The following is a 26,879-nucleotide window of genomic DNA, read 5'->3' on the forward strand; positions in this document are numbered from 1 at the left end:
CCAACCACCTAACCAACAACTTGTATCGGCCCTTGCACACTCCCACTCATAAATTGTCTAATTAATGGGTGGTCGGTGCTATCCATCTCACTCACTTTACCCTGCCACTGCACTCTACCTTGGTAGAGAAACACTAGTCTATCAGCTGTCCGGCGAATCGTACTATCTTGGTGGGTAACAATGGCATAAGTACTGCAAACTCCGTGCATACTTTGTAAATCACGAATCAAGTCTTCAATGACTGTTGAAGCAATGGGGTCTAGTCCGGCTGTGGGTTCATCGTAAAGTAAAACTTCTGGCCCTTCTTTGGGGTTTTCGGGGTTGGACATAATTGCACGGGCAAAACTGACTCGTTTCCGCATCCCACCAGAAAGTTCCGAAGGGTAGAGATGACCTATTCCTGGTAAACCTACCATGTCTAATTTTTCTTTGACTAGTTCTTGAATTTGCGATCGCGGTAACTTGGAATTTTGATACAGTAAAAATCCGACATTCTCATCTACATTCAAAGAATCAAATAACGCTGCTTGCTGAAATACCATCCCAATACCAATGGGGTCAGCACCATCTTCTATCAACCCTTCGCGCCGGACTCCTTGGACATAAATTTCCCCCTCATCCGGGTTAGTTAGTCCGGCTATCACTCGCAAAATGGTTGATTTCCCAGTCCCGGAGGGGCCGATAATTCCCAGTGCTTCGCCTCGGTAAATTGTCAAGTCCACATTATCTAAAACCTTATTGTTACCAAAGGACTTAGACACGCCTTTCAGTTCAATTAGTGGTTCAGTCATTAGTCATTAGTCAAGGGTCAATAGGAAGATGAACTCATCACTCTTAACTCAGCACTCAGCACTCAGTACTCAGCACTCTAAAAATGATGTCATAGTCATCGGTAGCGGTATTGGTGGGTTATGTGCTGCGGCGTTGCTTGCGCGGTATGGCAAGCGGGTAATTGTCTGTGAAAGCCATACAATTGCCGGTGGTGCAGCCCATAGCTTTAAACGACGAGGATTTGAATTTGATTCTGGCCCCTCTTTTTATTGTGGACTCTCAGGAACCCATAGTTTGAACCCGGTAAAACAAATTCTGGATGTTCTAGGGGAATCCCTTCAAGTTATACCTTATGATCCTTTAGGACACTACCATTTTCCTGAAGCGAGTATTGCAATTTACAGCAATTTTCAAAGATTGCATCAGGAGTTACAAACAATTACACCCCAAGGTGCAGCAGAGTTGCAGAATTTTGTCACCCGCTTGTTAGGTTTGTATGAGGGGATGAAAGATATACCGACTTTGGCTTTACGGGCTGATTGGCAGGTAATTTTTGTGTTACTGAATTATGTGCGATCGCTGGGTAAAATGTTACCGTACTTGCCTTTGGTACAGTCTTCAGCCGGCACTGTCATGGATGCCACTGTCAAAGACCCTTGGGTACGCAGACTCATCGATGTAGAATGTTTTCTACTTTCTGGTTTAAAGGCACATGGCACAATTGCCCCAGAAGTCGCTTTTATGTTGGGTGAACGGGGGCGTGGTGTAGAGTACCCAGTTGGAGGAAGCGCCGCAATTGTCAATGCTTTGGTGCGTGGGTTAGAACGCTGGGGTGGTAAGTTACGCTTAGGCTGTCACGTTGAGCAAATTTTGATTGAGTCGGAGAAAGCTGTGGGTGTACGGCTAAAAAATGGCGAAATTCTGTCAGCACCGATTGTGATTTCCAACGCCACAATTTGGGATACTTACAATCAACTATTGCGTCCTGAAGATTTACCCACAGCTTATCGTCAAACTGCCTTGAATACACCCGCCGTTGATAGTTTCATTCATTTACATTTGGGTATTCGTGGCGATGGCTTAGAAAATTTAACAGGACATCACGTTGTAGTTCACGACTCTGATCAAGATATCACCACCCCTGGTAATACTTGCATGATTTCTATTCCTAGTGTGTGGGATGCAACCCTCGCACCAGAAGGACATCATGTAGTTCATGCTTACACCCTAGAACCCTTTGCTGGTTGGGAACGAAATCAGGGTTATGAAGCCAAGAAACAAGAGAAAGCCCAAACTTTATATCGCGCCTTAGAGCGAATTATCCCCGATATTCGAGAACGTGTAGTGTTAGAACTGATCGGGACACCATTAACTCATACCCATTATTTACGAAGATATCAGGGAACCTATGGCCCGGCGATCGCTGCGGGTAAGGGGATGTTTCCTAGTACACACACGCCAATTTCTGGTTTATATCGTGTTGGTGATAGCACTATGCCCGGAATTGGTGTGCCAGCAGTTGCCGCTTCTGGTATTTTATGTGCAAATAGCTTGGTAGAGCGATCGCAAACAGCAGAGTTATTAAAAAATTGGCAAATTTAACTTCATACCTGACAAATTGCTTTCAGAACCTGCAATAGTTCTATTGCCCGCATAGATTCCATAAAATTTAACAACGGTAACAGTTGATAAACTGGTGGGTTTCCTTGTTCTAGATAAACAAATTGATAACTCCTACCATTAGTAGTTAAACCCCAAGCTGATTTCTGATTATCTAAACTTTTATATGCGTAAGTTAGTAATTGAGGTAATCCAGTAAATATATCAACTTGACTATTTTTAGATTCAACTAATAGCAGCCAGAAATATGCTTGAGGTTTTGTCTGTTTAGCTTTACTAATCGCCAAAATATCAAATCTACCTTTAATTATTTTGTCTTCATCTTCTATCTCAATATCAGCAATGTTTTCTTCTAACAGGATTTCAATTGGATAGCGATAAAAGCCAGCCAACCTCAGTAAAGGTGCGACTGCTAGAAATTTTACCTGTCCTTCTGAAACTTTGCCTGAAGTAAGATATCTATCAAAATCATTTTGAATTTGCTTTAATTCTTGCTGTTCTTCTTCGCTTATGGGTTCTAAAGATAATAAGTTAGAAAATGAGTCATTATACTGTTTTTGAAAGCCAAACAGCCGATGAACTTCTTCTAAAGATAAATTACGAGCATTAAGTAATGTCATATAGGAATCCGGTTTGATTTCTGAATTTATTTGTGTAGGTAGGGAATAGGGAATGGGGAGTCGGGAGTAGGAAAGAAGCCTGATCTGAATGTACTGATTTTTTTTCAGAAATCAAATATCAGTCCTATAGATGGATATTAGATATTAGTAGTAATTATAGCCGTTTGCATATTCATGAAATACTGTAGAGACGTTACATATAACGTCTCTACATAACGTTGGGTTTTATGTTTGTACCTCATTTACCCAAAATAAGCTGTCTCTAAATTATATTTAGAACTGCTGTAGGAATCCTAAATGATTTATAAACATCTCTCTCCCTTGTCCCCTTGTCTACCCTGTCTGTCGAGCCTCATATCCGCAACATTTTGCAATAAAGTCAGGAAATATTGACTTTTAACGAGTTAGAGTATATATACTCATGGCATATTTCATAGAAACATACTCTCATTGCTTACAATGCCTAAAACCATTGATAAATAAAGATTGTAGTGAGAGAAATTGTAAAAAATTCCTCTGGTCTCAGGTAACTAAAGTCTGAGATTTTGCTACTTATATACAGACACAGCAACCGTAAATGTCCCGCATTGGAGTGGGAAATCGGTTCTCATAATTCAGACTTGATAAAAAAGTGAAATATTTTCCAGCCTTAATTCATCAGGATTTTGGCTGATTCGGTGATGCACACATCTCACTTAACAGCTAAATTTACAGCAAGTTCATAGATTTAGTGATCTTCGAGTTCTGGGAATTTGGCAACCTATTGAAATCCCAAAAATAAACATTTACCGTACTAATTAAGAACTATCTCACAGCATTTAAGATTTTAGGAAGTTGCTCTTATGATGACTGAATCTATAATTACAACCGTAGAAGCTACCAAAGAAAGCTGCATTGAATGTCACACTACTTGTATTGATACTCTCAAATACTGCAAAAATCGGGGCGGTCAATACATAGACATGACTATGATGTCGATGATGCGGGACTGTGCAGAAATGTGTATGATGTGCGTCAATATGATTAACGACGGTTCCGAGTTTATGGGTAATGCTTGTAGCTTGTGTGCGGAAATGTGCGATCGCACAGCAATAACTTGTGAACAAATGAGTGAAGACCCTACAATGAGATTCTGCGCTGCCATTTGCCGTAAATGTGCAGAACACTGCAAAGCAATGGCTTTAAATTCTGCTTCTTATTTTCGCAGAGCTAGTTTAGTTACAGAAGATGTGCTTTCATTTCGTTAATGAAATTTGTAGAGACATTCTACACAACGTCTCTCACAAAAACCAATAAGCGCATTACAGTGATCAAAATCCAAATTCAAAACAATGGCGATATCAGTCACGATATCGCCATTGTTTTATTTAATGTCAATCATTTGGGGTATTAGGAATTATCTACTTGAGTTAAATTCTGGAATCATTTCTCACACCCTAGCACATTTCAATTATCCGGTTACTTCAGTCGCTGGATGCAAGATGTGACTTAACTCATTTTTGTTTGATAAACCTTGACTAATCTATCAATACCTTTAAACCGATGGTCGCCCATTTCTTTAAAATCTGAAGCATCTGTCAACATTTGATAGGTGGCTTCACTAATTACACATTCACCAGGGGGACAAACAGCTTCCATTCGGGCGGCTAAGTTAATGGTAGCGCCTAGGGCGGTGTAATCTACTCTTTGGGAACTGCCAACATCTCCGACAACGGCTTTACCACTGTTAATTGCAATGCGTAATTGTAGAGGTTCTTCCCAAAAACCTTTGGCGTTCAATCTTTGCAAACGAGTTAGCATTCCTTTGGCGGCGGCGGTGGCGCGGTCTGCATGGTCTAGCAGTGGTTCGGGAGCGCCAAAAAATGCCATGATACAATCGCCAATATATTTATCTAAAGTGCCACCGTAGGCGAATACTTCTTGCAGCATTTCTTCAAATAAATTATTTAATAGTTGGGCGATCGCTTTTGGTGTTAATCTTTCTGAAAGTGCTGTAAACCCAACTAAATCTGCAAAGACAATACTAATTTCACTTTCTGTTGTCGGTAAACGTCCATCTGGTAAACCACCCACAGAAATTAACTGCTGGACAACGGCGGGAGAATGATAACGTTCTAAGCGGTGACGAATTACTTCTTCGGTTTTGAGTTTTTCTACTAATAGCCAACGCTGCACACTCGAAGCCACCAAATTTGCCAAAGCCGAAAAAAAGCTGAGTTCTTCTGCGCCATCGCTTTCCCAATGATAAGAAGAAAGATGGGCATCAGCATAAAGAACACCAACCACTTTATTTTCATCCCACAAAGGTACAGCCATTGCACTGCGAATACCTTTGACTAAAATACTATGTTCGCCGGCAAATCTTTCATCTTTGTGTGTATCAGCAGTTTGAATTGCGACTTTTTCTTCAAATACTTTTTGACAAATACTCCGACTAATCCAACTACCATCAGCTGCTAAATATTTTTTTTCCGCAGCATGTCTCGTCCCAGCATTGACTAATTCTAGATGATTGCACCCATTCACATCAATTAATAAAGCCAAGCGGTCAATACTTTCGAGATAACGAAACACTACTTGTTGGACTTGGGAAAAAATTTCTTCTATTGATGCTGCTGCACAGAGATTTTTGGCAATATCTACTAAGTCTTTGAGGCGGGCAATGCTTTTGTTTTTAGTAGTAATATCATCATCCTGACTTTCGGCCGCTATCCATTGCTGTTGTAATTGTTTGACGTTGCGTAATATGGTTCTTTGTTCGTTATGATCAGCAATTGGTGGTGGAGGCTTGATTGGGATGATTGGATTAACCAACTTTACTACTAAGCTGACATTTCCTAACCAAATAATATCGCCATTTTGTAAATCTCGTGTGGCAGTTACAAAGCTTTGATTGACTTGCGTACCATTTTTACTACCTAAATCTTCAATAGCCCATGTACCATTTGCTTTTTTTCGTAACAGCGCGTGTTTTCGGGAGATACCACCAAACGGTAAGTAAAGGTCACATTCTGGTAAACGACCAATGGTGAATTCATTTTGATTCACTGTTATCGTTGTTTCTGTTTCTCCTTGTTGTAGGCGCAGTGTAAGTTCAGTCATGAGTATGGTTTGTTTATCCTGGAAGCAAGGGAACCATAATTAACGCAAAGGATACCAGGATAAATCCTTTACCTTATCTTTATGGCACTGTTGATGGCATTCCGACAACTGTCTACCTTAAATTAAGTATCCACGCAGATACAGATGTTGTCGTTGAAATGAGGTAAAAATTTACACATTTTGGTACTGCAATATGCTATTTGCTTTCTTACCAGGTAGGCTATCCAACTGTCGAGCAAGAACAAATATTGCGTCGAACAATAGTGTCAATAGTAAACTAAAACAACAAATGACCAATGACAAAGGACTAATAAATTATGAATTGGTGGCAAAGACTCAAGAAAAACCCTTTGGCGCGGTTTGGGGCAATTTTGCTGTTAATTTTCTATGTAGCGGTGATTGCGGCTGATTTTGTTGCTCCTTATGACCCTTATGTATCACAACCAAATGGTTCACTGCTACCACCAACAAAAATTTATTGGGTTTCCCAAACCTCTGGTAAATTTATCGGCCCCCATGTTTACCCGACGACTCAAGGTAACACTGATATTAAGACAGGCGATCGCCAGTTAATTGTAGACTCAACAAAGCCATCTCCTCTGCGTTTATTTGTCTCTGGGCCAGAATACCGCCTGTTGCAGTTAAGTTTACCCCTACCCCCCAAATGGGATGAAGTCACAATTTTTCCCGGTATCCCCTTAACTTGGCATTTATTTGGTGCAGATAATAACGCTAAATTAAATATTTTCGGCACTGATGACCAAGGACGCGACCAATTCAGCCGCTTGCTACATGGTGGTCGCATTAGTTTATTTATCGGCATTATTGGCGTAATTTTTACCTTCCCCCTCGGTTTGTTGTTGGGGGGAATTTCGGGCTATTTTGGTGGCTGGCTAGATAGCGTCATTATGCGCTTTGCAGAAGTATTAATGACTTTTCCCAGTATTTATCTCTTGGTGACATTAGGCGCAGTTTTACCACCAGGGTTAAGTAGTACCCAACGCTTTTTATTAATTGTGATTATTACATCTGTAATTAGTTGGGCTGGTTTAGCAAGGGTAGTTCGCGGACAAGTACTTTCGATTAAAGAACGAGAATTTGTCCAGGCTGCACGGGCAATGGGTGGTAATCCTCTTTACATTATTGTGCGTCATGTTCTGCCGCAAACTGCTACTTATATAATTATTTCCGCAACTTTAGCCGTTCCGAGTTTTATAGGTTCTGAAGCAGTTTTAAGTTTAATTGGTTTAGGTATTCAACAGCCTGATCCTTCTTGGGGAAATATGCTTTCCCTCGCCAGCAATGCTTCAATTTTGGTACTTCAACCTTGGTTAATTTGGCCGCCAGCCGTGCTGATTATTTTGACAGTATTAGCATTTAACTTACTTGGTGATGGTTTAAGAGATGCCCTTGATCCTCGCAGTTTGCAAAGATAAGGGTGTAAGGGTGTAAGGGTGTAAGGGTGTAGGGGTGTATGTATCTAAAACCCTTACGCTATATACCCTTACACCCAATCTTCATAGACAATTTTGGTGCGTAAGTCCTGACATAATTACATTATTACAACTGTAACTCAGACTGAAAACCCTGCTTACTGTGTTGAAATATGAAGCTCAAGCCTTTTGTAAAGAAGTACAATGTTTCATTGATTTAACTTGCGATTAATATCTTGCAAATCAAGAGCATAATTCAAGCGGAGAATATTAATTCCTGGTTCGCCGAAAATCCATAAAAATCTGCCATCAGTAAACTTATTTAGTAAAGGTATGATGTCATCTTCTTTGATACCACGGGCATTAGCTACTCTTGGTAGTTGTTCTCTGGCGGCTTTGAGGGAAATATGTGGATCTATACCTGAACCAGAGGTATAAATTAAATCTTCACTTGGTTGAATACTTTGTTCTTGATATTGAGTAGCTTGTTCAGTTACGCGGTTGAGCAACTCCGGGTTACTGGGAGCAAGGTTACTACCGCCGGATATACCATTGGGTTTTGCCTTTCTGCCTTGACTATATCTGACGGCGCTGGGACGACCTTGAAAATAGCGATCGTCTGTAAATATCTGACCAATTAAAGTTGAGCCAATGGGCTTATCATCTATATTTAACACGATGCTGCCATTAGCTTGAAACGGAAATAAACCTTGACCGATAATTAAGATTGCTAAAGGATAAATTAATGCTGTTAGCAACCATAATATCAGCGTCATACGCATTGCTCTGATAGCTTCTCGAATAATTACCATAACAATTGTTAAGTGTTGAGGATTAAATTTTTAAAAGCGTTCTGGCTGAAAAAACACCACAAATAAGTAAATAATCAGCCCTAAAAGAATGGCAGATAAAACACCATACGCCCAAGTAAATTGAATTTGTAAGGTGTTATTACTAGCTGCATAAACTACACGAGAAAGTCCTAAATTAATTCCAATTACAATCAGAATGCCGATAAAAAATTTTTGTTTACGCCATTGTCGCCTTAAATCCATAAACTCTTTATTCATACTTATCTGCTAATTTCCCTCACTAACAGGGTAAAAATTCAAAATTGGTCAATAGCAAAGTGCTGAGTGCTGAGTGCTGAGTAGTAAATATAAATTAAGCTTTTTGAGAATTTTTGCGTAAGTCCTGAAAAATTTCATACTTCATACTTCACACTTCATACTTCCTTCTATGCCAAGCCGACTGCGGTAATTAACAAATCTATAATTTTAATGGCAATAAATGGTGCAATTAACCCACCTAAGCCATAAATTAAAATATTACGTTTTAATAATTGATTCGCTGTCAACGGGCGGAATTTTACGCCTTTTAAAGCCAAGGGAATTAATGCCGGAATAATCAACGCATTATAAATTAATGCCGATAGCACAGCCGAATTAGTACTAGTTAAATTCATAATATTGAGACTTTGCAGATTAGCGGCTGCAAAAATTACCGGGATAATTGCAAAATACTTAGCAATATCATTAGCAATTGAAAATGTGGTTAATGCCCCACGGGTAATCAGCAATTGTTTACCAATACTGATAATATCGATGAGTTTGGTGGGATCAGAGTCCAAATCTACCATGTTGGCGGCTTCTTTAGCTGCTTGTGTACCTGTATTCATAGCGACACCCACATTTGCCTGTGCTAAGGCGGGAGCGTCGTTACTTCCGTCGCCTGTCATGGCTACTAATTTGCCTTCGGCTTGTTCTTTTTGAATGACGCTGATTTTATCTTCTGGGGTGGCTTCAGCAATAAAATCATCGACACCAGCTTCTTGGGCAATTACAGATGCAGTAATATGGTTGTCTCCGGTGAGCATGATAGTATACACACCCATCCGGCGTATCTGGGCAAAACGCTCACGAATACCGGGTTTAACAATATCTTTGAGATAGATGACACCGTAAATTTCTTGATCTAAGCAAACTGCTAGGGGTGTACCTCCTTGTTGGGAGATTCGCTGGTATGCAGTATCTAATTCTGGAGTATCTCGACCGTTGCGCGATCGCACAAATCCTTGAATTGCTCCGACTGCACCTTTGCGGACTTCTCGTCCATTGGCTAAATTTGTACCACTCATCCGGGTTTTAGCAGAAAATTCTACGGCACTGGCGCGACTGGGATCAAAATCTAGTCTTGCGCCTAATCTTTCTGCCAGCCGCACAATCGATTTGCCTTCTGGTGTATCGTCAAAGATGCTGGCAATTAAGGCAATATAAGCCACTTCCTGCATAGAATGACCGTTAATCGGAATAAATTCTTCCGCTAAACGATTACCCAGGGTAATTGTGCCGGTTTTATCTAAAACTAACGTATTAACATCACCACAGGCTTCCACTGCTCGTCCAGAGGTAGCAATCACATTATATTGGGCGACTCGATCCATCCCTGCAATCCCAATGGCGCTGAGTAAACCACCGATGGTTGTGGGGATCAAGGCGACTAATAAAGCAATTAAAACGGGGATGCTAATTGGACTTTGAACGTAGTAGGCAAAGGCTGGCAAGGTAGCCACAACAAACAGGAATATTAAGCTTAATACGGACAGTAATACTGTTAAAGCAACTTCGTTGGGTGTTTTGCTGCGTTCTGCACCTTCGACCAAGGTAATCATCCGATCAATAAAACCTTTACCGGGATCAGCTGTGACGCGGATGATTAATTCGTCAGAGATGATGCGTGTGCCACCTGTCACGGAACTCGCTACGTCTGAACCTGATTCTTTGAGGACTGGTGCAGATTCGCCGGTAATGGCTGATTCATCCACCGAGGCGACACCCATAATTACTTCCCCATCGGCGGGGATGATATCACCAGCCACAATATATACATTGTCACCTTGTCTGAGGCTAGTGGAAGGAACTTCGGAGATTGAACCATCAGAGGCGAGTTTTTTGGCGATGGTTTCTGATTGGGTCGATCGCAAGGCATCGGCTTGGGCTTTACCACGTCCTTCGGCGACAGCTTCAGCAAAATTAGCAAACCACACTGTAAAAAACAAAATTCCGGTGAGGATACCGTTAAACAGTTGGGGATTTCGCTGTTGGGTGGGGCCGAATAAGTTGGGATCAATCGTTACAGCCAAAGTAATCAGCGTACCAATCCACACCACAAACATCACCGGATTTTTAATGGCGGCGATGGGATTGAGCTTGATAAAAGCATCCTTGATGGCTCTCAAATAAATTCCTTTGTTATCGATTCTGGCCTTTTTCCGCGCCTGACGGTGATCGCTCGGACGCAGTTTTGTGTTTTTTGATTTCTGGGTAGGTGCCACTTGGTTCATATAGTTGAGTGGTGCAAGGGGATGCGGGGGGGGCAGGGGGGCAAGGGGGGCAGGGTGCGGGGGGGCAGGGGGCAGGGGGGCAGGGGGCAGGGGGGCAAGGGGGCAAGGGGGATAAGGGGGACAAGGGGGATAAGGGGGGCAGGGGGGACAAGGGAGTAATTTTCTATTTCTACCTTGTCTACCCCCACTCCCCACTCCCTACTCTCCACTCCCACCCCTAACTGCCAGATGCTAGTTTAAATCCTTCGGCGATGGGGCCTAGGGCTAAAACGGGGAAAAATGTCAAGACTCCTAAAATCAGTACTATACCAGCAGTCACTGTGGTGAAGAGTAGGGAATCGGTTTTGAGGGTTCCTGGTGTTTCTGGTGTGGTTGGTTTGCGTGACATATTATCAGCTAACAGTAAGATGGCAATCATCGGGATGTAGCGTCCTGCCAACATACTCAAACTGGTGCTGAAGTTCCACCACAGGGTATTATCGGCGAGTTTTTCTAAGCCAGAACCGTTATTGGCGGCGGCTGAAGCATATTCATAAACAACTTGGGAAATTCCATGAAAGCCTGGGTTAGTAATGCCAGACAAAGAAAAGGGATAAGCTAAGGCGATCGCACTGGGAATTAAAATCACGATGGGGTGAATCAACAGCACAACACTGGCGAGGACAATTTCGCGCTTTTCGATTTTGCGTCCTAAAAATTCTGGTGTGCGTCCCACCATTAACCCCGTTAAGAACACGGTGAGAATTAAGTAAATCAGCAGGTAGGCGATCCCTGTACCCTGTCCTCCCCAAATAATCTGCACAAATAAATTAAATAATGTCGCAAATAATCCTTGGGGCATTAAAGAATCTAGCATTCCATTGACTGCGCCTGTCATGGTGGCGGTGGTTGTCACAGCCCACAATGCTGTCTGTACAACTCCAATTCGGACTTCTTTACCTTCTAAATTCGGTAGTTCTGCTACTAAGTTGGCATTCACAAGGGGATTTCCTTGTAGTTCGCCACTGACTGTCACCCACACTAAAATTACGAAGGCGGTAAACACCATCCAAAACAACAGCCAAGCTTGTTTGAAGTTTTTCGCAAAGATCCCGTAGGTGAATATCAATGCTGCGGGAATGGCAATCATAGCGATGAGTTCAATTAAGTTAGATGCGCCATTGGGGTTTTCAAAGGGATGGGCAGAATTCGCCGCAAAGAAACCACCGCCATTCTCACCCAGCATCTTAATCATCTCAAAGGAAGCAACAGGGCCTCTGGCGATATATTGTGTGCTGCCTTCTAGAGTTTCCACAATTAATGGTTTATCTAGGGTTTGCGGTACACCCAAGAAAACAAGGGCGATCGCCCCAACTAGGGAAATCGGTAGTAATATCCTGGTAATGCCACGAGTCAGGTCAACATAAAAGTTACCCAATTTTTTGCTAGTCAACCCGCGAATAAAAGCGATCCCCACCGCCAATCCTGTACCGGCCGAAGTGAACATCAAAAAGCCTAATGCCGCGACTTGGCTGAAGTAACTGAGAGTAGTTTCGGGGATATAGTGCTGCTGGTCTGTGTTGGTAACAAAAGAAATCACCGTGTGCAGTAATGTATGCCAACGAGGCGCGTAAAATCCGTTGGGATTCCAAGGTAAAAATCTTTGAGTATGTATCAACCCAAAAACTAAAATCCCCATGACTAGATTGCTAGACAGAATCGCTCGGATATACTGCCAGCCCGTCATATCATCTTTTCTATTAACACCTGCAACTAGATAAATGCTGTGTTCTATCGGGTTCATCAGGGGATCAAGGATTGTTCTTTGTCCCAGGAACACACGCGCTATATATCGTCCCAAAATAGGTGCGATCGCTATGACAATACACAGCGTCAAGCCGATTTGTAAAAAACCTTGTCCCATTTATTTTGCGCTCAGTTTAACTTAATACTCGAAAGCTAATTATTTTAGATATATTGCGGATTTTCACTTGAAGTATATAATCTATACCTCCAGATAGAGAAATAGACTGCGTTACTTCTAAACTCTGAATTCTGCTATAAGAGTGAACTATTTGACGGTGAGATTGTGAGCAAGTTGGCAATATTTTATTGAGTCTCAATACATCTATCTAGATTTACTCTGTTCATTCACTACAATTTTTTAGTTACTTTTTAAAGTTTCTGTCAAGAGTATTTAAAATTTAATCTGAGTGACTGATTAAGGTAGTGTATACGCCGTATTTATGTAATTGCACTAGTCAAAAAGTAGTTTAATATACTGGGTTTAATTTTATGGAGAATGTAGAGCCATTAACATAATAAGAACTAACGCAAGAACTCGCTCAAATTTTGACTTGAAAGTGCTGAGTGCTGAGTGCTGAGTGCTGAGTAAAAATGCTAGTCCCACTTTCATGCTTGGCAATGAAACAAGTTTCATTGTGACTGCCTCCTGCCTTTTGTCTCCTCCCACATAACAGTATTCAGTCTCAGCGTCCGTTCTTCAACTACTACAATAAGGAAATATATCCGAATATTTTGACTTATTTGCTTTATGTCAGTTTTAGCAGCGATCGCAGTCTTGGCTGTTTTAATTTTGGTACATGAACTGGGACACTTTGTAGCAGCGCGGTCTCAAGGCATTTATGCTAACCGCTTTTCCTTGGGGTTTGGGCCGATTTTGTGGAAATACCAAGGAACAGAAACCGAATATGCTATACGTGCTTTTCCCTTGGGTGGCTTTGTTGGTTTTCCCGATGATGACCCAGATAGTGACATTCCACCCAACGACCCGAATCTGCTGCGTAACCGTCCAATTTTAGACCGGGCGATCGTGATCAGTGCGGGAGTCATCGCAAATTTAATCTTTGCCTATTTAGTTCTAGTACTGCAATTGGGCATTGTCGGCATCCCCGAAAAGTTTAATTATCAACCCGGCGTAATTGTTCAACCAGTCAATGAACAATCCATTGCCTATCAAGCCGGAATTAGAGAAGGTGACATAGTTTTAGCCATAAACGGTCAAGAACTTCCAGCTTCTGAAAAATCCACCGCCATCTTGACCAAAGAAATTCAAACCCATCCCAACCAGGAAATTTCCCTCAAAGTTCAGCAGAAAGATAAACAAGTTTCCCTAAAATTAACCCCCACACTAGGCGCTGATGGTAAAGGCTTGGTTGGCATTCAATTAGGGCCAAATGGTAAACCTGTTTTTCGTCGCCCTAGCAATCCTTTTGAGATTTTTGGCATTGCTGCTAACCGCTTCCAACAATTATTTGTCGGCACACTTAATGGTTTTGGACAATTAATTACTAACTTCAAACAAACCATTGGACAAGTTTCTGGCCCAGTTAATATCGTCAAAGTTGGTGCAAAATTAGCCGCAGATGACAGCACAAACTTGTTATCTTTTGCTGCAATTATCAGCATTAACTTAGCCATTATCAATATCTTGCCCCTCCCAGCATTAGATGGTGGACAACTAGCTTTTCTATTAATTGAAGGTTTACGCGGTAAACCCTTACCTAACCGTATTCAAGAAGGTGTCATGCAAACTGGCTTAGTCCTACTTTTGGGTTTAGGCATTTTCCTAATTGTCAAAGAAACCATCCAGTTAACTACTCAGTAGTCATGGCACAAAATTAAAGCACTCAGACTCAAGTCTGAGGCTCATCAAACCAAGCCTGCCTGTGCAGGCTAATTTATTTTTTACTTACTAATCTTTAAGTAAATAGGCAATGATTTTTTTAGGTGTTGCTGATGAGTTGGATAATTTTTATCTCACGCAGAGACGCATACTTCTCCTTCGGAGACGCTAACGCGAACGACTTCGCTCAGTAACCAGAGGCGCGGAGAATAAGAGTTTGAGAGATTGAATTTTTAATTTTAATCCTCATATTCAGCAATGCCTTTTTTACTTTTGCCTTTTTACTTTTGCCTTTTTTTATGACCACCCGTAAATCTCCCTCAAAAAAACAACGAGCGTTAGAAATTCTCCAACGCCTCAAGCATTTATATCCAGATGCAACTTGCTCATTAAACTACTCAACACCTGTACAATTACTCGTTGCAACCATTCTTTCCGCACAATGTACAGATGAGCGCGTCAATAAAGTGACACCAGCTTTATTTGGTCGCTTTCCCGATGCAGCCAGTTTAGCCAATGCTGATTTAGAAGAATTAGAAAACTTGGTGCGTTCTACAGGGTTTTATCGTAATAAAGCTAAAAACATTCAAGCCGCCTGTCGGATGATTGTGACGGAATTTGATTCGGTTGTGCCTGATAAAATGGAGCAATTATTAAAATTACCTGGTGTGGCGCGAAAAACAGCAAATGTAGTTTTAGCTCACGCTTATGGGATCAATGCTGGTGTAACTGTAGATACTCACGTTAAGCGCCTCAGTCAACGCCTGGGTTTAACTAAACATGCTGAACCCATTAAAATTGAACAGGATTTAATGAAATTATTACCCCAACCAGATTGGGAAAATTGGTCAATTCGGCTAATTTATCATGGTCGTGCTATTTGTAAAGCCCGTTCTCCCGCTTGTTCAGCTTGTGAGTTGGCTGATTTATGTCCTACATCTGACAAATAATTTGGATAAGTACTGAAAAACTGATATCTTAATGCTCAAGAGAAGGAAAAATGATTCAAGCCCAACGTAAACTACTCACATTTGCAGAATTTACTCAATGTAAACCAGAAGATGGGCGTTATGAATTGCATGATGGAGTCATCATTAAAATGCCGCAGCCATTGGGAGGACATGAAGAGGTTATAGGCTTTTTAGTGACTAAGTTAGTGGTGGAGTATGAACGCTTACAACTGCCATACTTTATACCGAAAACAGCACTAGTAAAACCACCAGAAAATGAATCTGCTTACTCAGCAGATATACTATTGCTGAATCGGCAAAACTTAATCAATGAACCTCTTTGGCAAAAGCAATCTACTGTGGTCTACGGAGCCTCAGCGCCTTTAATTGTTGAGGTCGTTAGTACGAATTGGCGGGATGATTACTTTAAGAAACGTGGCGAGTACGAAGCAATAGGAATACAAGAATACTGGCTTGTTGATTACGCTGCTTTGGGTGGTAGAGAATTTATTGGGAAACCGAAACAAGCCACTATTTTGATTTTCTCGTTAGATGAAGGCGAGTATCAAGTTAAAAAGTTTCAAGGGGATGATTTGATTCAGTCACCAACCTTCCCAGAACTGATTTTAACCGCCCAACAGATTTTTCAAGCAGGTAACATAACGCCATAGCTCTCTGCATTTGATCGCCGAGCGAAGTCGAGGCGCTACTTGCCGATATGTATCATTTTGAACGTGAAATGGTATGACAGTCCTCGTCAAACCCTTGTACTGTTACCTATTCCTTTTTCCCTGTTCCCTTTAATATCAAAACTATCCCTAGAATTGATTCGGACACTGTAGAATGGAAAATGCTGTCTTTATTTAGAATGTATGGCGAAGAAAAGTATGATTGAGCGCGAGAAAAAACGCGCCAAATTAGTCGCAAAGTATGCGGAAAAGCGAGAAACTCTGATGGAAGAGTTCAAACAAGCAGAATCTTTAGAAGAGAAACTGGACGCTCACCGTAAAATTCAACAACTACCTCGTAACAGTGCGCCCAACCGTCGCCGCAATCGCTGTTGGGTAACTGGTCGTCCTAGAGGTGTTTACCGTGACTTTGGACTGTCTCGGAACGTTCTGCGGGAGTGGGCGCACGAAGGTTTATTACCTGGAGTTGTTAAGTCTAGTTGGTAGTCATTGGTCATTGGTGAGTCAGTGCGGTCTTGGGGGTTTCCCCCATGAGCAACTGGCGAACCCGAAGGGTCATTAGTCATTAGTCATTGGTTATTGCTAAGGACAAATGACAATGACAATAATTATTGACCGCAGCAATGGTCTATACCCAGACTTTCTAAGAGTAGATCGCTGACGGCGTTAGCGATCGCAAACTCTCCATAAAAGCTTTTGGAAAAATCAAACCCTTGCATCTCTGTGACAATGGCAATTACCAGAGAACCCAAGTCGTTTTCTCCTTCCATACGTTGGCGGACATAAATTTGCGCGGCTCGTTGAGCAATCGTTTGGTTGATTGCTTCAGGGATAAATTCTGCATCTAACCACCGCAACAAACGCTCTTGTAACCACTCACCTTCAAGGAGGGGGTTGTTAGCTGGTGGTAAGGTAATGGATGGGATTGGTTGTGTCATTTTGGTAAATGCAGAGTCATGCTAAATATATCCCAGAGGAGCGCAGAGGATGGCGATCGCATCAAATGGCGTTCCTCTGAATTTTTTTATTTTATTTTGATCTATCTATGCAATATGATATCGCTGCAATTATTCAAGGATATGCCCAAGGTTATTTTCTCATGGCTGATGACGATCATGGCTTGGGTTGGTATGGTAGCCGCGATCGTACTTTGATTCCTTTAGATCAGCGATTCCGCTATCCTAAGTCGTTGCAGCGTGTTTTGAACCAAGAACGGTTTACAGTAGAGATTAACCGCGATTTTCCGGCTGTTGTGGCTGGCTGCGCGAACCGAGAAACAACCTGGATATCAGATGAATTAAAAGAAATTTACTTTTTACTGCATAAAACAGGTTTTGCTCACAGTTTTGAAACTTGGCAAGGTGATGAACTCGCCGGCGGTATTTTAGGAATAGTCATTGGTGGTGCTTTCATCGGTGAATCGATGTTTTACCGCATTCCCGAAGGCTCAAAAGTAGCAATGGTTAAGTTAGTAGAAAGATTGCGCCAAAAACAATTTGTCCTGTTTGACGCTCAAATGATGAACCCACATTTAGAACGCTTCGGTGCATACGGGATTGGCGATGAAGAATATCAAACTTTACTTCAGAAAGCGTTGCAGCGTCGCTGTTCTTTGGTGTAAGAATGTAGGGCATGATGTGGCTCATTCTTAAATTTAGTGACTAATTTCTATGGGTGCAGAAGTTTACTGGTACTACACAGATTATCAACCTGATCTGAATGCAGCATTACAGACACTCCGCCAAAGAGAATTTCAAGCGGGTAGATATAATCCTGCAATACCATTGCTTGATTTTCCGATTACAGAAAATTCTCCTGCTCCTGGAGCGCAGCATATATCCATTGAAGCAGCACTAGAAGCTTCAGAGGCTGATGGAACACGTTCAATTCTTGATATTCTTCGAGTTGATGATAGGCCATGTCCACTTTCAAGAGATGAGTTTGAAGAGGCTTTAGGAGGAGGAGAAGAATTTTATCAAATACTTGGCGAAGTTTTTAACACTGCTTTTTTACTACCTCCAGCAGAACTTATTACTCTATTTGGTACTGAGAAACCCACTCACGAAATGATTCAGTCAGTGCTTCTTGGTAACACAAATCCTAATGGCAGAAATCAATTTTGGGACAGTATTGATAGAGGTACAGCAAGATACATCATTGTTTATGCAGATAACCAGCCAAGTGAAATTTTCTTTGCTGGCTATTCTTTTGATTGATAGTATTCATTTACAAGATTGATTTAAGGTGGAGCATTCCTGTCAATTGAGTTATTGTTATAGCAATCCTATCTGAGTTGTAAAAAATATTCTTTTTAACGTAGACGCGAAGCGGCTTCCCGTTCGCCGTCAGGCGTTCCCGAAGGGTAGGGTACCGCAAAGGACGCACAGACGCGATAGCGGCTTCCCGCAGGGTAGGACACAAAGAAAGAGCGAAAAGAGAAGAAAGAGAATTTCACAAATGATTTAGGATTGCTATATTACTAGATTTCTACTTACCAACTGTTGATGAGACAGATATAAGCTATGAGTGACTGGCTATTTGATGATCCACCAAATGTAGCTGTGATTACGACTCTTCAAGTCATAGAAGGCAAACCAATATTATATGTCAGTCATGATGAAGAGGATGGTGCTTGGCAATTTCATACAAATGAGACAGTTAGAGACTCTGATGCTAAAGTTGTGTCGCTCAGAAGAATTATTGAACTTGACCCTTCTTTGAATCAACTGGCTAATCTACCATTAGGTTGGATAGCAGTAAGGTCAGGGTTAGGAGAGGTTTGGCGAAAATTCAAGAGAAACAAATAGATATTCATAGTTTATCTCTTCTTTTGAATCAAAATAGAATGTATTTTGCAATAGGCATTTTGGCAGTTTATCAAGATTTTGTAGTATCTAAGAATATGATCTATCAAACAATTGTCAAGGCAATTGCCAATCTAGAAGCCGCAAGCTATTGTCTGGAGAATCAATTTATTATTCTTAATCAATGGAATTATTAATCAGGACTTACTTTTACAACCACTTTTACACCTTTTTTTCAGTTACCAATGTAAGACTAACCCATTCACCTTTATCGCTGTAGGTGCGAACCATGCGCTGGCGTAAGTTAGGCTGAATGAGCCAACCAACTTCTAAAAATAAGGGTTGACGTAATTTTACTTGCAAGGGCGATGTTGCAGAAGCACCGTTAGGTAATAATAAAATTTGTACTTGCTTTTGTGGGTCTTGGTCAAAGTGAATGAGAGAACCTTTGATAGTGGCTGTTGAAGTGATGGTTCTTTCGCCAAAAGTCAAACTCTGCACTAAACGTCCAGTGTCATCTAAATGTAATTTTAACGTTGAAGAGAAAGTATCAGGCGATCGCCAGTCAGGATATATTGTAACCGCCTCACCTTGCCATTCTCCCAATAAATCATTTACCGTTAAGGGAGGATTTTCTACTGGTGCTGTTCCGGCTAAATGTTCTCGGATTAAAGTTAGTTTATCAAGTTGACCGTTTTTATCAAATAATTGAACTAAACGTACGCGGCGATTTTCATAAATTAAACTTAGTTCTGCACCAAATTCTGTAAATGGTGCTAATTGTATTGAACCTTGGGAAAAAGCACCATTTTCAAAAAAAAGTGTAGTTTTAGCTAAAGAACTGTATTCTAAAACTAAATCTTCTTGTCCTTCACGGCGGACAACTTGGTGAATAGTTTTATTATCATTCAACCCTTCTAAAGAAACTACGCTTTTAACATCGTTCAACAGCACACCTTGAGGTGAAAATCTGGTGAATGAACCTTGCCATTCACCAAGATTTTTTAATAAATATTCCCATTGAGATGTCATGTTATTTGTCCTTGGTCATTGGTCATTTGTCATTTGATTAATATAATAGAGAACTTTTGACAAGAGACTAAGCCTTAGCAAATCGGTGTACTGCAAATAAGCTGCCTATTAATCCTACCGTTGCACCGAAACTTAAGAGAATCAAAGGTAATAATAAGATTTGTGATGGTGCAAGTTGCAAACCATTGGCAAGGAATTGAATAAACTCTGGTTGATTAGCTAGGAGTTTGCCTAAAAATTGTTCGATTACCGAAATGAAACTCCAAGCGATCGCACCGCCAACTAAACCAAAGGAAATTCCTTGTAAAATAAACGGTAGGTAAATCCAGGCGGAAGTTGCGCCGACTAGTTGCATAATCTCAATTTCGTGTCGTCGCGCCAGTACAATCAGGCGAATGGTGGTAGTAGTAACAGCGATCGCAGTTAAGGTCAAAATACTGGTAATTGTCACAGTAAACCAGTTCAACCCTCGATGCAACTGAGCAATTCTTTTTACAGCTTCATCCACATATTCAACAGTATCAACACCTCGCAATTTCGCCAAATTTGTGGCTAAAACTGGTACTACTTGAGAACTCCGTGCTTTAACTTTCATCTCATCCACTAAAGGATTTTCCCCTAGCTGCTGAGTCGCACCGTCAATATCTGCAATTCCTAAATCCTTCACTAATTTTGGCCAGGCTTCTTCTTTAGAAATGCTTTGCATCGAAACCACTTCCGGCATTTTTACTACCAAATGTTCAATGCTTTTGGCTTCTACTCCTGGTTCTAAATATACTGAAACTTCCAATTGGCTACCGAATTGATTGAGGAGTTTTTCTACTTGCCAAGAAGTTTGCAAACTCAAGCCGAACAAAAATAATAATACCGCCACAGTGCTAACAGCAGCCCAATTCATCCAGCCGCCACGCAATAATCCTAAAAAGGTTTCTTTGAGTAAATAGTCGAGTTTAGTGAGAAATTTGAACACAGACCACCCCAACATCTAAAAAGTAATTTGTAATCACTCTTTATACTCGATGTGATGAAGTTTACCCATGAGGATTTACGCAAAAACTTTGTCTGTTGAGACTGGGTTTAGGGATGTAAGGGTGTGAGGGTGCGAGGGTATAGGCTACCGTGTACACACAAATGAAATCTTCGTTGAGTGCATCTGTCCCGCCTCGGAATGAATTCCGAGTCTCATAGCGCAAGTCATCTGAAGATGACTCAACCAAAAATGTCTTCCAGTCCACGCTTTGTGGACTTTGGCTATTAGCCTGGAACTTTAGTTCTAGGCGGGATGAAAGTTTTTGACTTGTGTTTACACGGTAGGGGTGTGTAAGGGTTTTGAATACCTACAGCCTGCTCTAAAACCTGAATTTTCCTTTTTTGGCGTAAATCATACCAATATCATTCTCACCCAAAAATTACTGAGTGTTGTTCACTTCGACTTCGCTCAGTGAACAACACTCAAAACTCAAAACTCAGCACTCAGCACTCAGCACTTAATAATGCGTAGCCGACTTGCGATGATGCACCGCCGTCACACCATCCTGATTCAACACCTTACCGTTTTCTACAGTGGCATAAACTAACCAATGGTCGCCCGATTCCATCCGGTGCTGCACTTTACATTCCAAATATGCTAAAGCATCAGCCAAAATAGGAGAGCCATTTGCACCTTCTTCAGTGGCGACACCTGCAAATCGGTCTTCTCCAGGGCCAAAGGGTTTGAGGAAATGTTTCATCAAGCCGATGTGATTGCCTTCTTTAAGAATATTCAGGACAAATTCGTTACCGGAATGGGTTAGTGATTCTACGGCTCTTTCTTTGGCAACGGCGATAGTTAACCCCGGCGGATTAAAGCTGGCTTGGGCTACCCATGAGGCTAACATGGCGCTGGCTCTATCTTCTTGTTTGGCTGTCAACACACACAGAGAGCCAACGATGCGTCCTACGGCTTGTTCAACATTGGTCGCGGGGACACCTTGCGATCGCACTTTTTTGGCTTTCTTCAAAGCTTGGGCAAAGTCGGTTCCGGCTTCTTCGCACAATTGCAGAGTCGCATCATCGGGTTTAAACTTGACGCGGATGGTATCAAACCCAAAGCGATAACCAGCATCTTTGAGCCGGCTTTCAATTAAATCGACGGCTTCACCACTCCAACCAAAGGAACCAAACACACCCGCCAGTTTATTATTAGTTCCGGTGGAGAGGACAATCCCTAAAGCTGTTTGCACTGGTGTGGGTGCATGACCGCCTAACGTGGGTGAACCCATAACAAAACCATCAGATTTTTCCACCGCCGCACGGATTTCTTCTGGCTCCGTAAATTCGCAGTTAATTGATTCTACCGCCACACCAGCTTTTGTAATGCCACGAGCGATCGCTTGGGCTAAGGTTGCCGTATTCCCGTACGCAGAAGCATAAATTAGAGCTACTGTCAAGTCAGCCGAGGTTTGCTGTTGACTCCATTGGCGATAAGCTTTTGTTAGGTCAATTAAGCCGTAACGTACTAAAGGCCCGTGTCCTGTCGCATACAAACGTGCGGGAAAATCTGCGAGTTTTTCTAGTGCTGTTTCCACCTGCCGCGCGTGGGGAGCCATGAGGCAGTCATAATAATAACGGCGGTCTTCGTTGATAATTTCCCAGCCTTCATCTAATACTTGGTCGCCGCAGATATGCGCCCCAAATAACTTATCGGTGTAGAGAATTTCGGTTTGGGGGTCGTAGGTGCAGAGTTCATCGGCGTAGCGGGGGTTGGGTGTAGGAATGAATTGCAGGTTATGTCCCTTACCCAAATCTAGGGTTTCTTCCCCCCGCATAACAATAATTGGTAACTCTGGATTTTCTAAAGCACCACGTAAATTTATCGCCCCAGGATTAGAACAAACAAAGGTAATTTGGGGTGCAATTTCTAGTAAAGCCTTTAAAGTAGCGGCGCGGTTAGGGTTGATGTGACCGAGAATTACATAATCAATTGCTGTCACATCAATACGCTGTTGCAACGCATCCAAATAAATGTGCGTGAAGGTTTCCCCAGGCGGGTCAATTAAAGCGATTTTGTCAGCTTGAATTAAATAAGAGTTAGCCGTAGTCCCTTTAGCTAAGGCATATTCGATTTCAAATCTTAACCTTGCCCAACTGCGCGATCGCATAACAGTTGTATCGGTAGCAATTGGTAGTACTTGAACATCACGCGGTTTAGTATCTGGCATAATTTTTGAATAACTTGTTTATTTTTAAGTATTTATTATGGCTGAAACAGCAATTGCTACATACGAGTCCACAATTGCAGCCAAAGAGTACCCATTTAAATTAAAGCTTAATTTAGTGGATTAAATTTTCAGTATTTCTTATAAAGAGGATAACAAAATTAATTGCAGATATTGAGCGCATCTTTCCTGTCATTGGGATGGGAGAGAGCGATCGCCAAATACAACGCTGTTACAATAAAGCCATACTCGCTGCCGTATCCATCCTATGACCATCGCTCCAGAAAAAAATCCGCAAACAGGCATCTGCCAGGATGTTATATTTCCTCCTAGTGATATATACAGCGATGAACCACCCTTGGAAAGCGATTTACACCTCAGACAAATCATCCTACTGTTAACTTGCCTAGAATGGCTGTGGCGCGAGAGAAAAGATTTCTATGCGGCGGGAAACTTGACTATTTACTACAGTCCCTATCAACTAAAGTCAGAATTTTTCCGAGGCCCAGACTTTTTTGTAGTATTGGGATGTGAACGTAAAACCAGAAAAAGTTGGGTGGTATGGGAAGAACACGGCAAATATCCCAATGTCATCGTTGAAATTTTATCTGACTCCACAGCAAAGACAGACAAAAATTTAAAGAAAACAATTTATCAAGACACCTTCCGCACACCGGATTATTTTTGGTTTGACCCTAACACCTTAGAATTTGCGGGGTTTCATTTATTAGATGGCGAATATCAACCTCTGCAAGCAAATGAATATGGTCATTTGTGGAGTCAACAATTAGGATTGTATCTGGGCGTGTATGAGGGATTATTGCGTTATTTCACCCCAGATCATCAACTAGTACCCACACTGGAAGAAACTGCACAACAAGCGCAACAACAAACGGAACGTCTTGCAGCAAAACTGCGGGAGTTAAATATTGATCCCGATACAATATGAGTCATAAGCTAATCAGCATTTAAGCTGCGCTATTGAAATTGTACATAAATGACTTAAACTCTCTCCTCTGCCCCTCTGCCCCCCTGCGGTCTAAACTGCAAACTAAGTGCTTAATAGCTTATCGTGTCGTCCTCTTGCCTTCTGGAGACACTTGGGTGGGCGGGTTCCCCGACTGGGGTAAAGTTTCGTCCTCCTGTTATGTCGAACCACCAAGGATCTTGGTGAGAATTAGTTTTAATTAAAAAAGCTTTTTTCCGCAAAAACCGTTTGAGGGCAGATGCACCCATACGCGAACCGCCCAAGCCGGAGAATTTAAAGGCGTTTTTCTCACCTTCGTGCATAATAGCGGTGAGGGCGGCATCATTAATACTGATAGCACCTGCATCTATGTGTTGGGCAACTGTTAATGCTTCAGTTTCCGTTTCTGCAAACACCGCCGCACTTAGTCCATAAATTGAATCATTAGCTAAATTAACTGCTTCTTCTACTTTGGCAAAAGCCATGACGGGCATGATCGGGCCAAATGTCTCTTCCGTCATAACTTTCATTGTATGGTTAACTTGAGTTAACACCGTGGGACGACACCACCAACCGCCGCCCAACTCCTCAACTTTGCCGCCGCAATGAATCACAGCACCTTTTTCCACGGCATCGGAGATATGTTCGTTAATGATACCCGCTTGTGTTTCGGCAATAATCGGGCCAAGTTCGCCACTTTCAATGGCGGGATAAGCTAGTTGTAGGCGATGGGCTTTAGCTACTAACTGATGATAAAACTTGTCAAAGATAGATTCAGCAACGTAAATTCGCTCAATTGATAAACATGACTGTCCGGTATTGACGACAGAACCCCATAAAATTGCTGATGTGGCTAATTCTAAATTGGCAGATTCTAAAACGATCGCCGGATCTTTCCCTCCCAATTCTAAAAAAGCGGGGATAAATTTGTTAGCTGCGGCGGCTGCAACTTTGCGTCCAGTGGCGACACTACCTGTAAAGCAGATTAAATCTACATTTTCAATTAAAGCCGCGCCGGTTTCTCCCGCACCTTCTACAAAGCTTAAAACATCACGTAGCGCCGATACTTCATTAATTGCATCTGTGAGTGGGGCGATGAAACGCGGTGCAATTTCACTGGGTTTAACAACTACCGCACAACCCGCCAGCAGTGCCGGAATAGTATCGATGGTAGATAGTAATAGTGGAAAATTCCACGGACTAATCACCCCAACTACAGGGTAAGGGGTTGATGTTTGTTGTAGGGCGATAAAGGGGATAGATGTATTTTTGGCTGAATCTTGTAATAAGTCTGGCGCTAACCCACACCAGCGATCAATGCTAGATAGAAACGAGTCAATTTCCATTACCGAGATAGACAATCTACCCGTATCATTGACCAAAGCATCTGTGAGTTTGTCGCGTCTAGTTAATATTGCTTGCTTCCATTCTTTTAAAGCTGCAACTCTCCCGTCTACCCCTAGTTGTTGCCAACGCACTTGCGCCCTTCGCGCCCGGTTGCATTGCTGTGCCAGCAGTTTTGGCGGCGGTGGGATAATTACATAATCATATTTGCCGGTGCGTGGGTTACGGACTTCGATTGGTTTTTTCATTTGTCATTGGTCATTTTTCAGACTTTATACTTCAGATTTCATACTTTCAAATCACTCCTAGCTGAGATAGGCGTTCTATTGTTTGTTGCTGTGTTTGGATGAAGTGTTTGCGGTCTACTTCTTGATTTAGCATAGTGTTTGCTGGGTAAAATTGTGCCTCGCTGTAGCTTTGGGCGTAGATTTCAAATCGCTGACGAGAAAGTAAATTATTTAACCCTGGACGATGGCGATCGCGTCTTAAAGCGGCTAAGTCTATCTCGGCAAAGGCGGCCATACTTTCCCCTGCACCTGTTTCTGCTAATACAATCCCGCGATAATCTACTATTTTTGAGCCACCATCAACAGAAGAAATAGGAATAGTACTATTAGCTAGACCTGCGGTATTGCTAGAAACAACATAAGCCATATTTTCCACAGCACGAGAAATTTTCGCCGCGTCTTTGGGTGTGAGGTTTTTGTTATACACTTCTGAGGTGGAATGCAGAAAAATCTCGGCACCACGCATAGCTAAACACCGCGCCACTTCTGGATACAAAATTTCTTCGGAAGCTAAAGCAGCTAAATTGCCAATAGCAGTTTTCGCTACAGGAAAAACCCCTTCTAAACCATAGCAATCAAGATATTGATCCCAAACATCATGGGGTGTTGGTGCGAACAAAGAATTTAGCCGTCGATACCGCAAAACAATCGTGCCAGAAGGGTCAATAACAAAGCAAGTTTGAAAGTATAAATGGGGAAAGTTGGGGTCGAGTTCGTAGGCGTTTCCAGCTAAAAAGATTTGATGCTTTTGGGCAATTTTACTGAGGGCTTCATATTCTGCACCGTGCATTTCTATACAAGCTTTTTCTCGCCACACAGCCAGAGATTCACCCATCGGGAAACCGGTGAGGAAATATTCTGGGAGGACAATTAAGCGACAGTCAAACCCAATAAAAGCAATGCTGGCGGCAATTTGTTGTGCCAAGCGGTTGATAGTATTATGAATGATTTCTTGGGCTGAGTGGCGATCGCGTGCTTGATTGACAGCATGACAAGTGACTTGCAATGCTAAGGCTCGGTATGATGCGATGGAATTGGGAATATCTGCCATGCTGTTTGCTGTTTAGAAACGCCTCACTATTAATTTACAAGGAT

25 protein-coding genes are annotated in these 26,879 nt (G+C 41.9%); 12 read left to right on the plus strand and 13 right to left on the minus strand.

Annotated elements, in window-relative coordinates; translation table 11 throughout:
• Nucleotides 1-8 precede the first annotated feature (8 nt).
• Complete coding sequence (locus tag H6G79_RS02695) at nt 9-791, minus strand: ABC transporter ATP-binding protein (protein ID WP_190591870.1); 783 nt, start codon at nt 789-791, stop codon at nt 9-11.
• Nucleotides 792-819: 28 nt separating this feature from the next.
• Here H6G79_RS02695 and H6G79_RS02700 point away from each other — a divergent pair, with 28 nt between their 5' ends.
• Nucleotides 820-2,373, plus strand: coding sequence for an NAD(P)/FAD-dependent oxidoreductase (locus H6G79_RS02700; RefSeq protein WP_190591871.1), 1,554 nt, complete (start codon nt 820-822; stop codon nt 2,371-2,373).
• A 2-nt stretch (nt 2,374-2,375) separates the two neighbouring features.
• Here the strand turns inward: H6G79_RS02700 and H6G79_RS02705 are convergent, their stop codons facing one another.
• The gene (locus tag H6G79_RS02705) at nt 2,376-3,011 is read right to left on the minus strand and encodes a restriction endonuclease subunit R (RefSeq protein WP_190591872.1); all 636 of its coding nucleotides are present in this window, start codon (nt 3,009-3,011) and stop codon (nt 2,376-2,378) included.
• An 842-nt stretch (nt 3,012-3,853) separates the two neighbouring features.
• Here H6G79_RS02705 and H6G79_RS02710 point away from each other — a divergent pair.
• Complete coding sequence (locus H6G79_RS02710) at nt 3,854-4,258, plus strand: four-helix bundle copper-binding protein (protein WP_190591873.1); 405 nt, start codon at nt 3,854-3,856, stop codon at nt 4,256-4,258.
• A 241-nt stretch (nt 4,259-4,499) separates the two neighbouring features.
• Here H6G79_RS02710 and H6G79_RS02715 read toward each other — a convergent pair whose 3' ends face one another.
• The gene (locus H6G79_RS02715; protein ID WP_190591874.1) at nt 4,500-6,113 is read right to left on the minus strand and encodes an adenylate/guanylate cyclase domain-containing protein; all 1,614 of its coding nucleotides are present in this window, start codon (nt 6,111-6,113) and stop codon (nt 4,500-4,502) included.
• A gap of 317 nt (nt 6,114-6,430) precedes the next feature.
• Between H6G79_RS02715 and H6G79_RS02720 the strand changes: the two genes are divergently transcribed.
• Nucleotides 6,431-7,549, plus strand: coding sequence for an ABC transporter permease (locus tag H6G79_RS02720; RefSeq protein ID WP_190591875.1), 1,119 nt, complete (start codon nt 6,431-6,433; stop codon nt 7,547-7,549).
• A 206-nt stretch (nt 7,550-7,755) separates the two neighbouring features.
• Here H6G79_RS02720 and kdpC read toward each other — a convergent pair whose 3' ends face one another.
• The 4 genes from kdpC to kdpA all read right to left on the minus strand — a co-directional run bounded on the left by kdpC (nt 7,756) and on the right by kdpA (nt 12,792).
• On the minus strand, nt 7,756-8,358 hold the full coding sequence (gene kdpC, locus H6G79_RS02725) for a K(+)-transporting ATPase subunit C (RefSeq protein WP_190591876.1): 603 nt from the start codon (nt 8,356-8,358) through the stop codon (nt 7,756-7,758).
• A 30-nt stretch (nt 8,359-8,388) separates the two neighbouring features.
• Nucleotides 8,389-8,616 (minus strand): potassium-transporting ATPase subunit F, encoded by a 228-nt coding sequence (locus H6G79_RS02730; RefSeq protein WP_190591877.1) that lies wholly within the window; start codon nt 8,614-8,616, stop codon nt 8,389-8,391.
• 167 nt (nt 8,617-8,783) lie between these two features.
• Nucleotides 8,784-10,889 carry a potassium-transporting ATPase subunit KdpB gene (kdpB, locus tag H6G79_RS02735; RefSeq protein ID WP_190591878.1) on the minus strand — a complete coding sequence of 702 codons (2,106 nt, stop codon included), beginning with the start codon at nt 10,887-10,889 and terminating at the stop codon, nt 8,784-8,786.
• Nucleotides 10,890-11,106: 217 nt separating this feature from the next.
• Complete coding sequence (gene kdpA / locus H6G79_RS02740; protein ID WP_190592196.1) at nt 11,107-12,792, minus strand: potassium-transporting ATPase subunit KdpA; 1,686 nt, start codon at nt 12,790-12,792, stop codon at nt 11,107-11,109.
• 630 nt (nt 12,793-13,422) lie between these two features.
• Here kdpA and rseP point away from each other — a divergent pair.
• The 4 genes from rseP (at nt 13,423) to rpsN (ending at nt 16,639) form a co-directional block, all read left to right on the plus strand.
• Nucleotides 13,423-14,496 (plus strand): RIP metalloprotease RseP, encoded by a 1,074-nt coding sequence (gene rseP, locus H6G79_RS02745; protein WP_190592195.1) that lies wholly within the window; start codon nt 13,423-13,425, stop codon nt 14,494-14,496.
• A 317-nt stretch (nt 14,497-14,813) separates the two neighbouring features.
• Complete coding sequence (gene nth, locus H6G79_RS02750) at nt 14,814-15,464, plus strand: endonuclease III (RefSeq protein ID WP_190592194.1); 651 nt, start codon at nt 14,814-14,816, stop codon at nt 15,462-15,464.
• A 50-nt stretch (nt 15,465-15,514) separates the two neighbouring features.
• Entirely contained in the window at nt 15,515-16,135 is a 621-nt protein-coding gene (locus H6G79_RS02755; protein ID WP_190592193.1) for a Uma2 family endonuclease, read from the plus strand.
• Between the two features lie 201 nt (nt 16,136-16,336).
• On the plus strand, nt 16,337-16,639 hold the full coding sequence (gene rpsN, locus H6G79_RS02760; protein ID WP_190592192.1) for a 30S ribosomal protein S14: 303 nt from the start codon (nt 16,337-16,339) through the stop codon (nt 16,637-16,639).
• Between the two features lie 122 nt (nt 16,640-16,761).
• Here rpsN and H6G79_RS02765 read toward each other — a convergent pair whose 3' ends face one another.
• The gene (locus H6G79_RS02765) at nt 16,762-17,091 is read right to left on the minus strand and encodes a hypothetical protein (protein WP_190592191.1); all 330 of its coding nucleotides are present in this window, start codon (nt 17,089-17,091) and stop codon (nt 16,762-16,764) included.
• A 107-nt stretch (nt 17,092-17,198) separates the two neighbouring features.
• On the opposite strand from H6G79_RS02765, the gene aat reads away from it, so the two are divergent.
• The 4 genes from aat to H6G79_RS02785 all read left to right on the plus strand — a co-directional run bounded on the left by aat (nt 17,199) and on the right by H6G79_RS02785 (nt 19,154).
• On the plus strand, nt 17,199-17,774 hold the full coding sequence (gene aat / locus H6G79_RS02770) for a leucyl/phenylalanyl-tRNA--protein transferase (protein ID WP_190592190.1): 576 nt from the start codon (nt 17,199-17,201) through the stop codon (nt 17,772-17,774).
• A gap of 49 nt (nt 17,775-17,823) precedes the next feature.
• Nucleotides 17,824-18,369 carry a hypothetical protein gene (locus H6G79_RS02775; RefSeq protein ID WP_190592189.1) on the plus strand — a complete coding sequence of 182 codons (546 nt, stop codon included), beginning with the start codon at nt 17,824-17,826 and terminating at the stop codon, nt 18,367-18,369.
• A gap of 306 nt (nt 18,370-18,675) precedes the next feature.
• A complete protein-coding gene (locus H6G79_RS02780) occupies nt 18,676-18,960 on the plus strand; it encodes a hypothetical protein (RefSeq protein ID WP_190592188.1) in 285 nt (94 codons plus the stop codon).
• A gap of 38 nt (nt 18,961-18,998) precedes the next feature.
• Nucleotides 18,999-19,154 carry a hypothetical protein gene (locus H6G79_RS02785; protein ID WP_190592187.1) on the plus strand — a complete coding sequence of 52 codons (156 nt, stop codon included), beginning with the start codon at nt 18,999-19,001 and terminating at the stop codon, nt 19,152-19,154.
• Nucleotides 19,155-19,179: 25 nt separating this feature from the next.
• Here H6G79_RS02785 and H6G79_RS02790 read toward each other — a convergent pair whose 3' ends face one another.
• From H6G79_RS02790 to H6G79_RS02800, 3 genes are all read right to left on the minus strand, one after another.
• Nucleotides 19,180-19,989 carry a DUF3598 family protein gene (locus H6G79_RS02790; RefSeq protein WP_190592186.1) on the minus strand — a complete coding sequence of 270 codons (810 nt, stop codon included), beginning with the start codon at nt 19,987-19,989 and terminating at the stop codon, nt 19,180-19,182.
• 67 nt (nt 19,990-20,056) lie between these two features.
• Nucleotides 20,057-20,959 carry an ABC transporter permease gene (locus tag H6G79_RS02795; RefSeq protein WP_190592185.1) on the minus strand — a complete coding sequence of 301 codons (903 nt, stop codon included), beginning with the start codon at nt 20,957-20,959 and terminating at the stop codon, nt 20,057-20,059.
• 517 nt (nt 20,960-21,476) lie between these two features.
• A complete protein-coding gene (locus H6G79_RS02800; protein WP_190592184.1) occupies nt 21,477-23,189 on the minus strand; it encodes a diflavin flavoprotein in 1,713 nt (570 codons plus the stop codon).
• Between the two features lie 265 nt (nt 23,190-23,454).
• On the opposite strand from H6G79_RS02800, the gene H6G79_RS02805 reads away from it, so the two are divergent.
• Nucleotides 23,455-24,135 carry a Uma2 family endonuclease gene (locus H6G79_RS02805; protein ID WP_190592183.1) on the plus strand — a complete coding sequence of 227 codons (681 nt, stop codon included), beginning with the start codon at nt 23,455-23,457 and terminating at the stop codon, nt 24,133-24,135.
• 110 nt (nt 24,136-24,245) lie between these two features.
• Here H6G79_RS02805 and H6G79_RS02810 read toward each other — a convergent pair whose 3' ends face one another.
• Nucleotides 24,246-25,745 (minus strand): aldehyde dehydrogenase family protein, encoded by a 1,500-nt coding sequence (locus H6G79_RS02810; protein ID WP_242048178.1) that lies wholly within the window; start codon nt 25,743-25,745, stop codon nt 24,246-24,248.
• 46 nt (nt 25,746-25,791) lie between these two features.
• Nucleotides 25,792-26,835 (minus strand): nitrilase-related carbon-nitrogen hydrolase, encoded by a 1,044-nt coding sequence (locus tag H6G79_RS02815; protein WP_190592182.1) that lies wholly within the window; start codon nt 26,833-26,835, stop codon nt 25,792-25,794.
• Nucleotides 26,836-26,879: the final 44 nt, after the last annotated feature.

It is taken from the genome of Anabaena sp. FACHB-83, assembly GCF_014697485.1.
Taxonomy (GTDB): Bacteria; Cyanobacteriota; Cyanobacteriia; order Cyanobacteriales; family Nostocaceae; genus Nostoc_B.

Coding starts and splice junctions, on each gene's coding strand:
- H6G79_RS02695 (WP_190591870.1), bottom strand. CDS start 791: ATGACTGAACCACTAATTGAACTGAAAGGCGTGTCTAAGTCCTTTGGT.
- H6G79_RS02700 (WP_190591871.1), top strand. CDS start 820: ATGAACTCATCACTCTTAACTCAGCACTCAGCACTCAGTACTCAGCAC.
- H6G79_RS02705 (WP_190591872.1), bottom strand. CDS start 3,011: ATGACATTACTTAATGCTCGTAATTTATCTTTAGAAGAAGTTCATCGG.
- H6G79_RS02710 (WP_190591873.1), top strand. CDS start 3,854: ATGATGACTGAATCTATAATTACAACCGTAGAAGCTACCAAAGAAAGC.
- H6G79_RS02715 (WP_190591874.1), bottom strand. CDS start 6,113: ATGACTGAACTTACACTGCGCCTACAACAAGGAGAAACAGAAACAACG.
- H6G79_RS02720 (WP_190591875.1), top strand. CDS start 6,431: ATGAATTGGTGGCAAAGACTCAAGAAAAACCCTTTGGCGCGGTTTGGG.
- kdpC (WP_190591876.1), bottom strand. CDS start 8,358: ATGGTAATTATTCGAGAAGCTATCAGAGCAATGCGTATGACGCTGATA.
- H6G79_RS02730 (WP_190591877.1), bottom strand. CDS start 8,616: ATGAATAAAGAGTTTATGGATTTAAGGCGACAATGGCGTAAACAAAAA.
- kdpB (WP_190591878.1), bottom strand. CDS start 10,889: ATGAACCAAGTGGCACCTACCCAGAAATCAAAAAACACAAAACTGCGT.
- kdpA (WP_190592196.1), bottom strand. CDS start 12,792: ATGGGACAAGGTTTTTTACAAATCGGCTTGACGCTGTGTATTGTCATA.
- rseP (WP_190592195.1), top strand. CDS start 13,423: ATGTCAGTTTTAGCAGCGATCGCAGTCTTGGCTGTTTTAATTTTGGTA.
- nth (WP_190592194.1), top strand. CDS start 14,814: ATGACCACCCGTAAATCTCCCTCAAAAAAACAACGAGCGTTAGAAATT.
- H6G79_RS02755 (WP_190592193.1), top strand. CDS start 15,515: ATGATTCAAGCCCAACGTAAACTACTCACATTTGCAGAATTTACTCAA.
- rpsN (WP_190592192.1), top strand. CDS start 16,337: ATGGCGAAGAAAAGTATGATTGAGCGCGAGAAAAAACGCGCCAAATTA.
- H6G79_RS02765 (WP_190592191.1), bottom strand. CDS start 17,091: ATGACACAACCAATCCCATCCATTACCTTACCACCAGCTAACAACCCC.
- aat (WP_190592190.1), top strand. CDS start 17,199: ATGCAATATGATATCGCTGCAATTATTCAAGGATATGCCCAAGGTTAT.
- H6G79_RS02775 (WP_190592189.1), top strand. CDS start 17,824: ATGGGTGCAGAAGTTTACTGGTACTACACAGATTATCAACCTGATCTG.
- H6G79_RS02780 (WP_190592188.1), top strand. CDS start 18,676: ATGAGTGACTGGCTATTTGATGATCCACCAAATGTAGCTGTGATTACG.
- H6G79_RS02785 (WP_190592187.1), top strand. CDS start 18,999: ATGTATTTTGCAATAGGCATTTTGGCAGTTTATCAAGATTTTGTAGTA.
- H6G79_RS02790 (WP_190592186.1), bottom strand. CDS start 19,989: ATGACATCTCAATGGGAATATTTATTAAAAAATCTTGGTGAATGGCAA.
- H6G79_RS02800 (WP_190592184.1), bottom strand. CDS start 23,189: ATGCCAGATACTAAACCGCGTGATGTTCAAGTACTACCAATTGCTACC.
- H6G79_RS02805 (WP_190592183.1), top strand. CDS start 23,455: ATGACCATCGCTCCAGAAAAAAATCCGCAAACAGGCATCTGCCAGGAT.
- H6G79_RS02810 (WP_242048178.1), bottom strand. CDS start 25,745: ATGAAAAAACCAATCGAAGTCCGTAACCCACGCACCGGCAAATATGAT.
- H6G79_RS02815 (WP_190592182.1), bottom strand. CDS start 26,835: ATGGCAGATATTCCCAATTCCATCGCATCATACCGAGCCTTAGCATTG.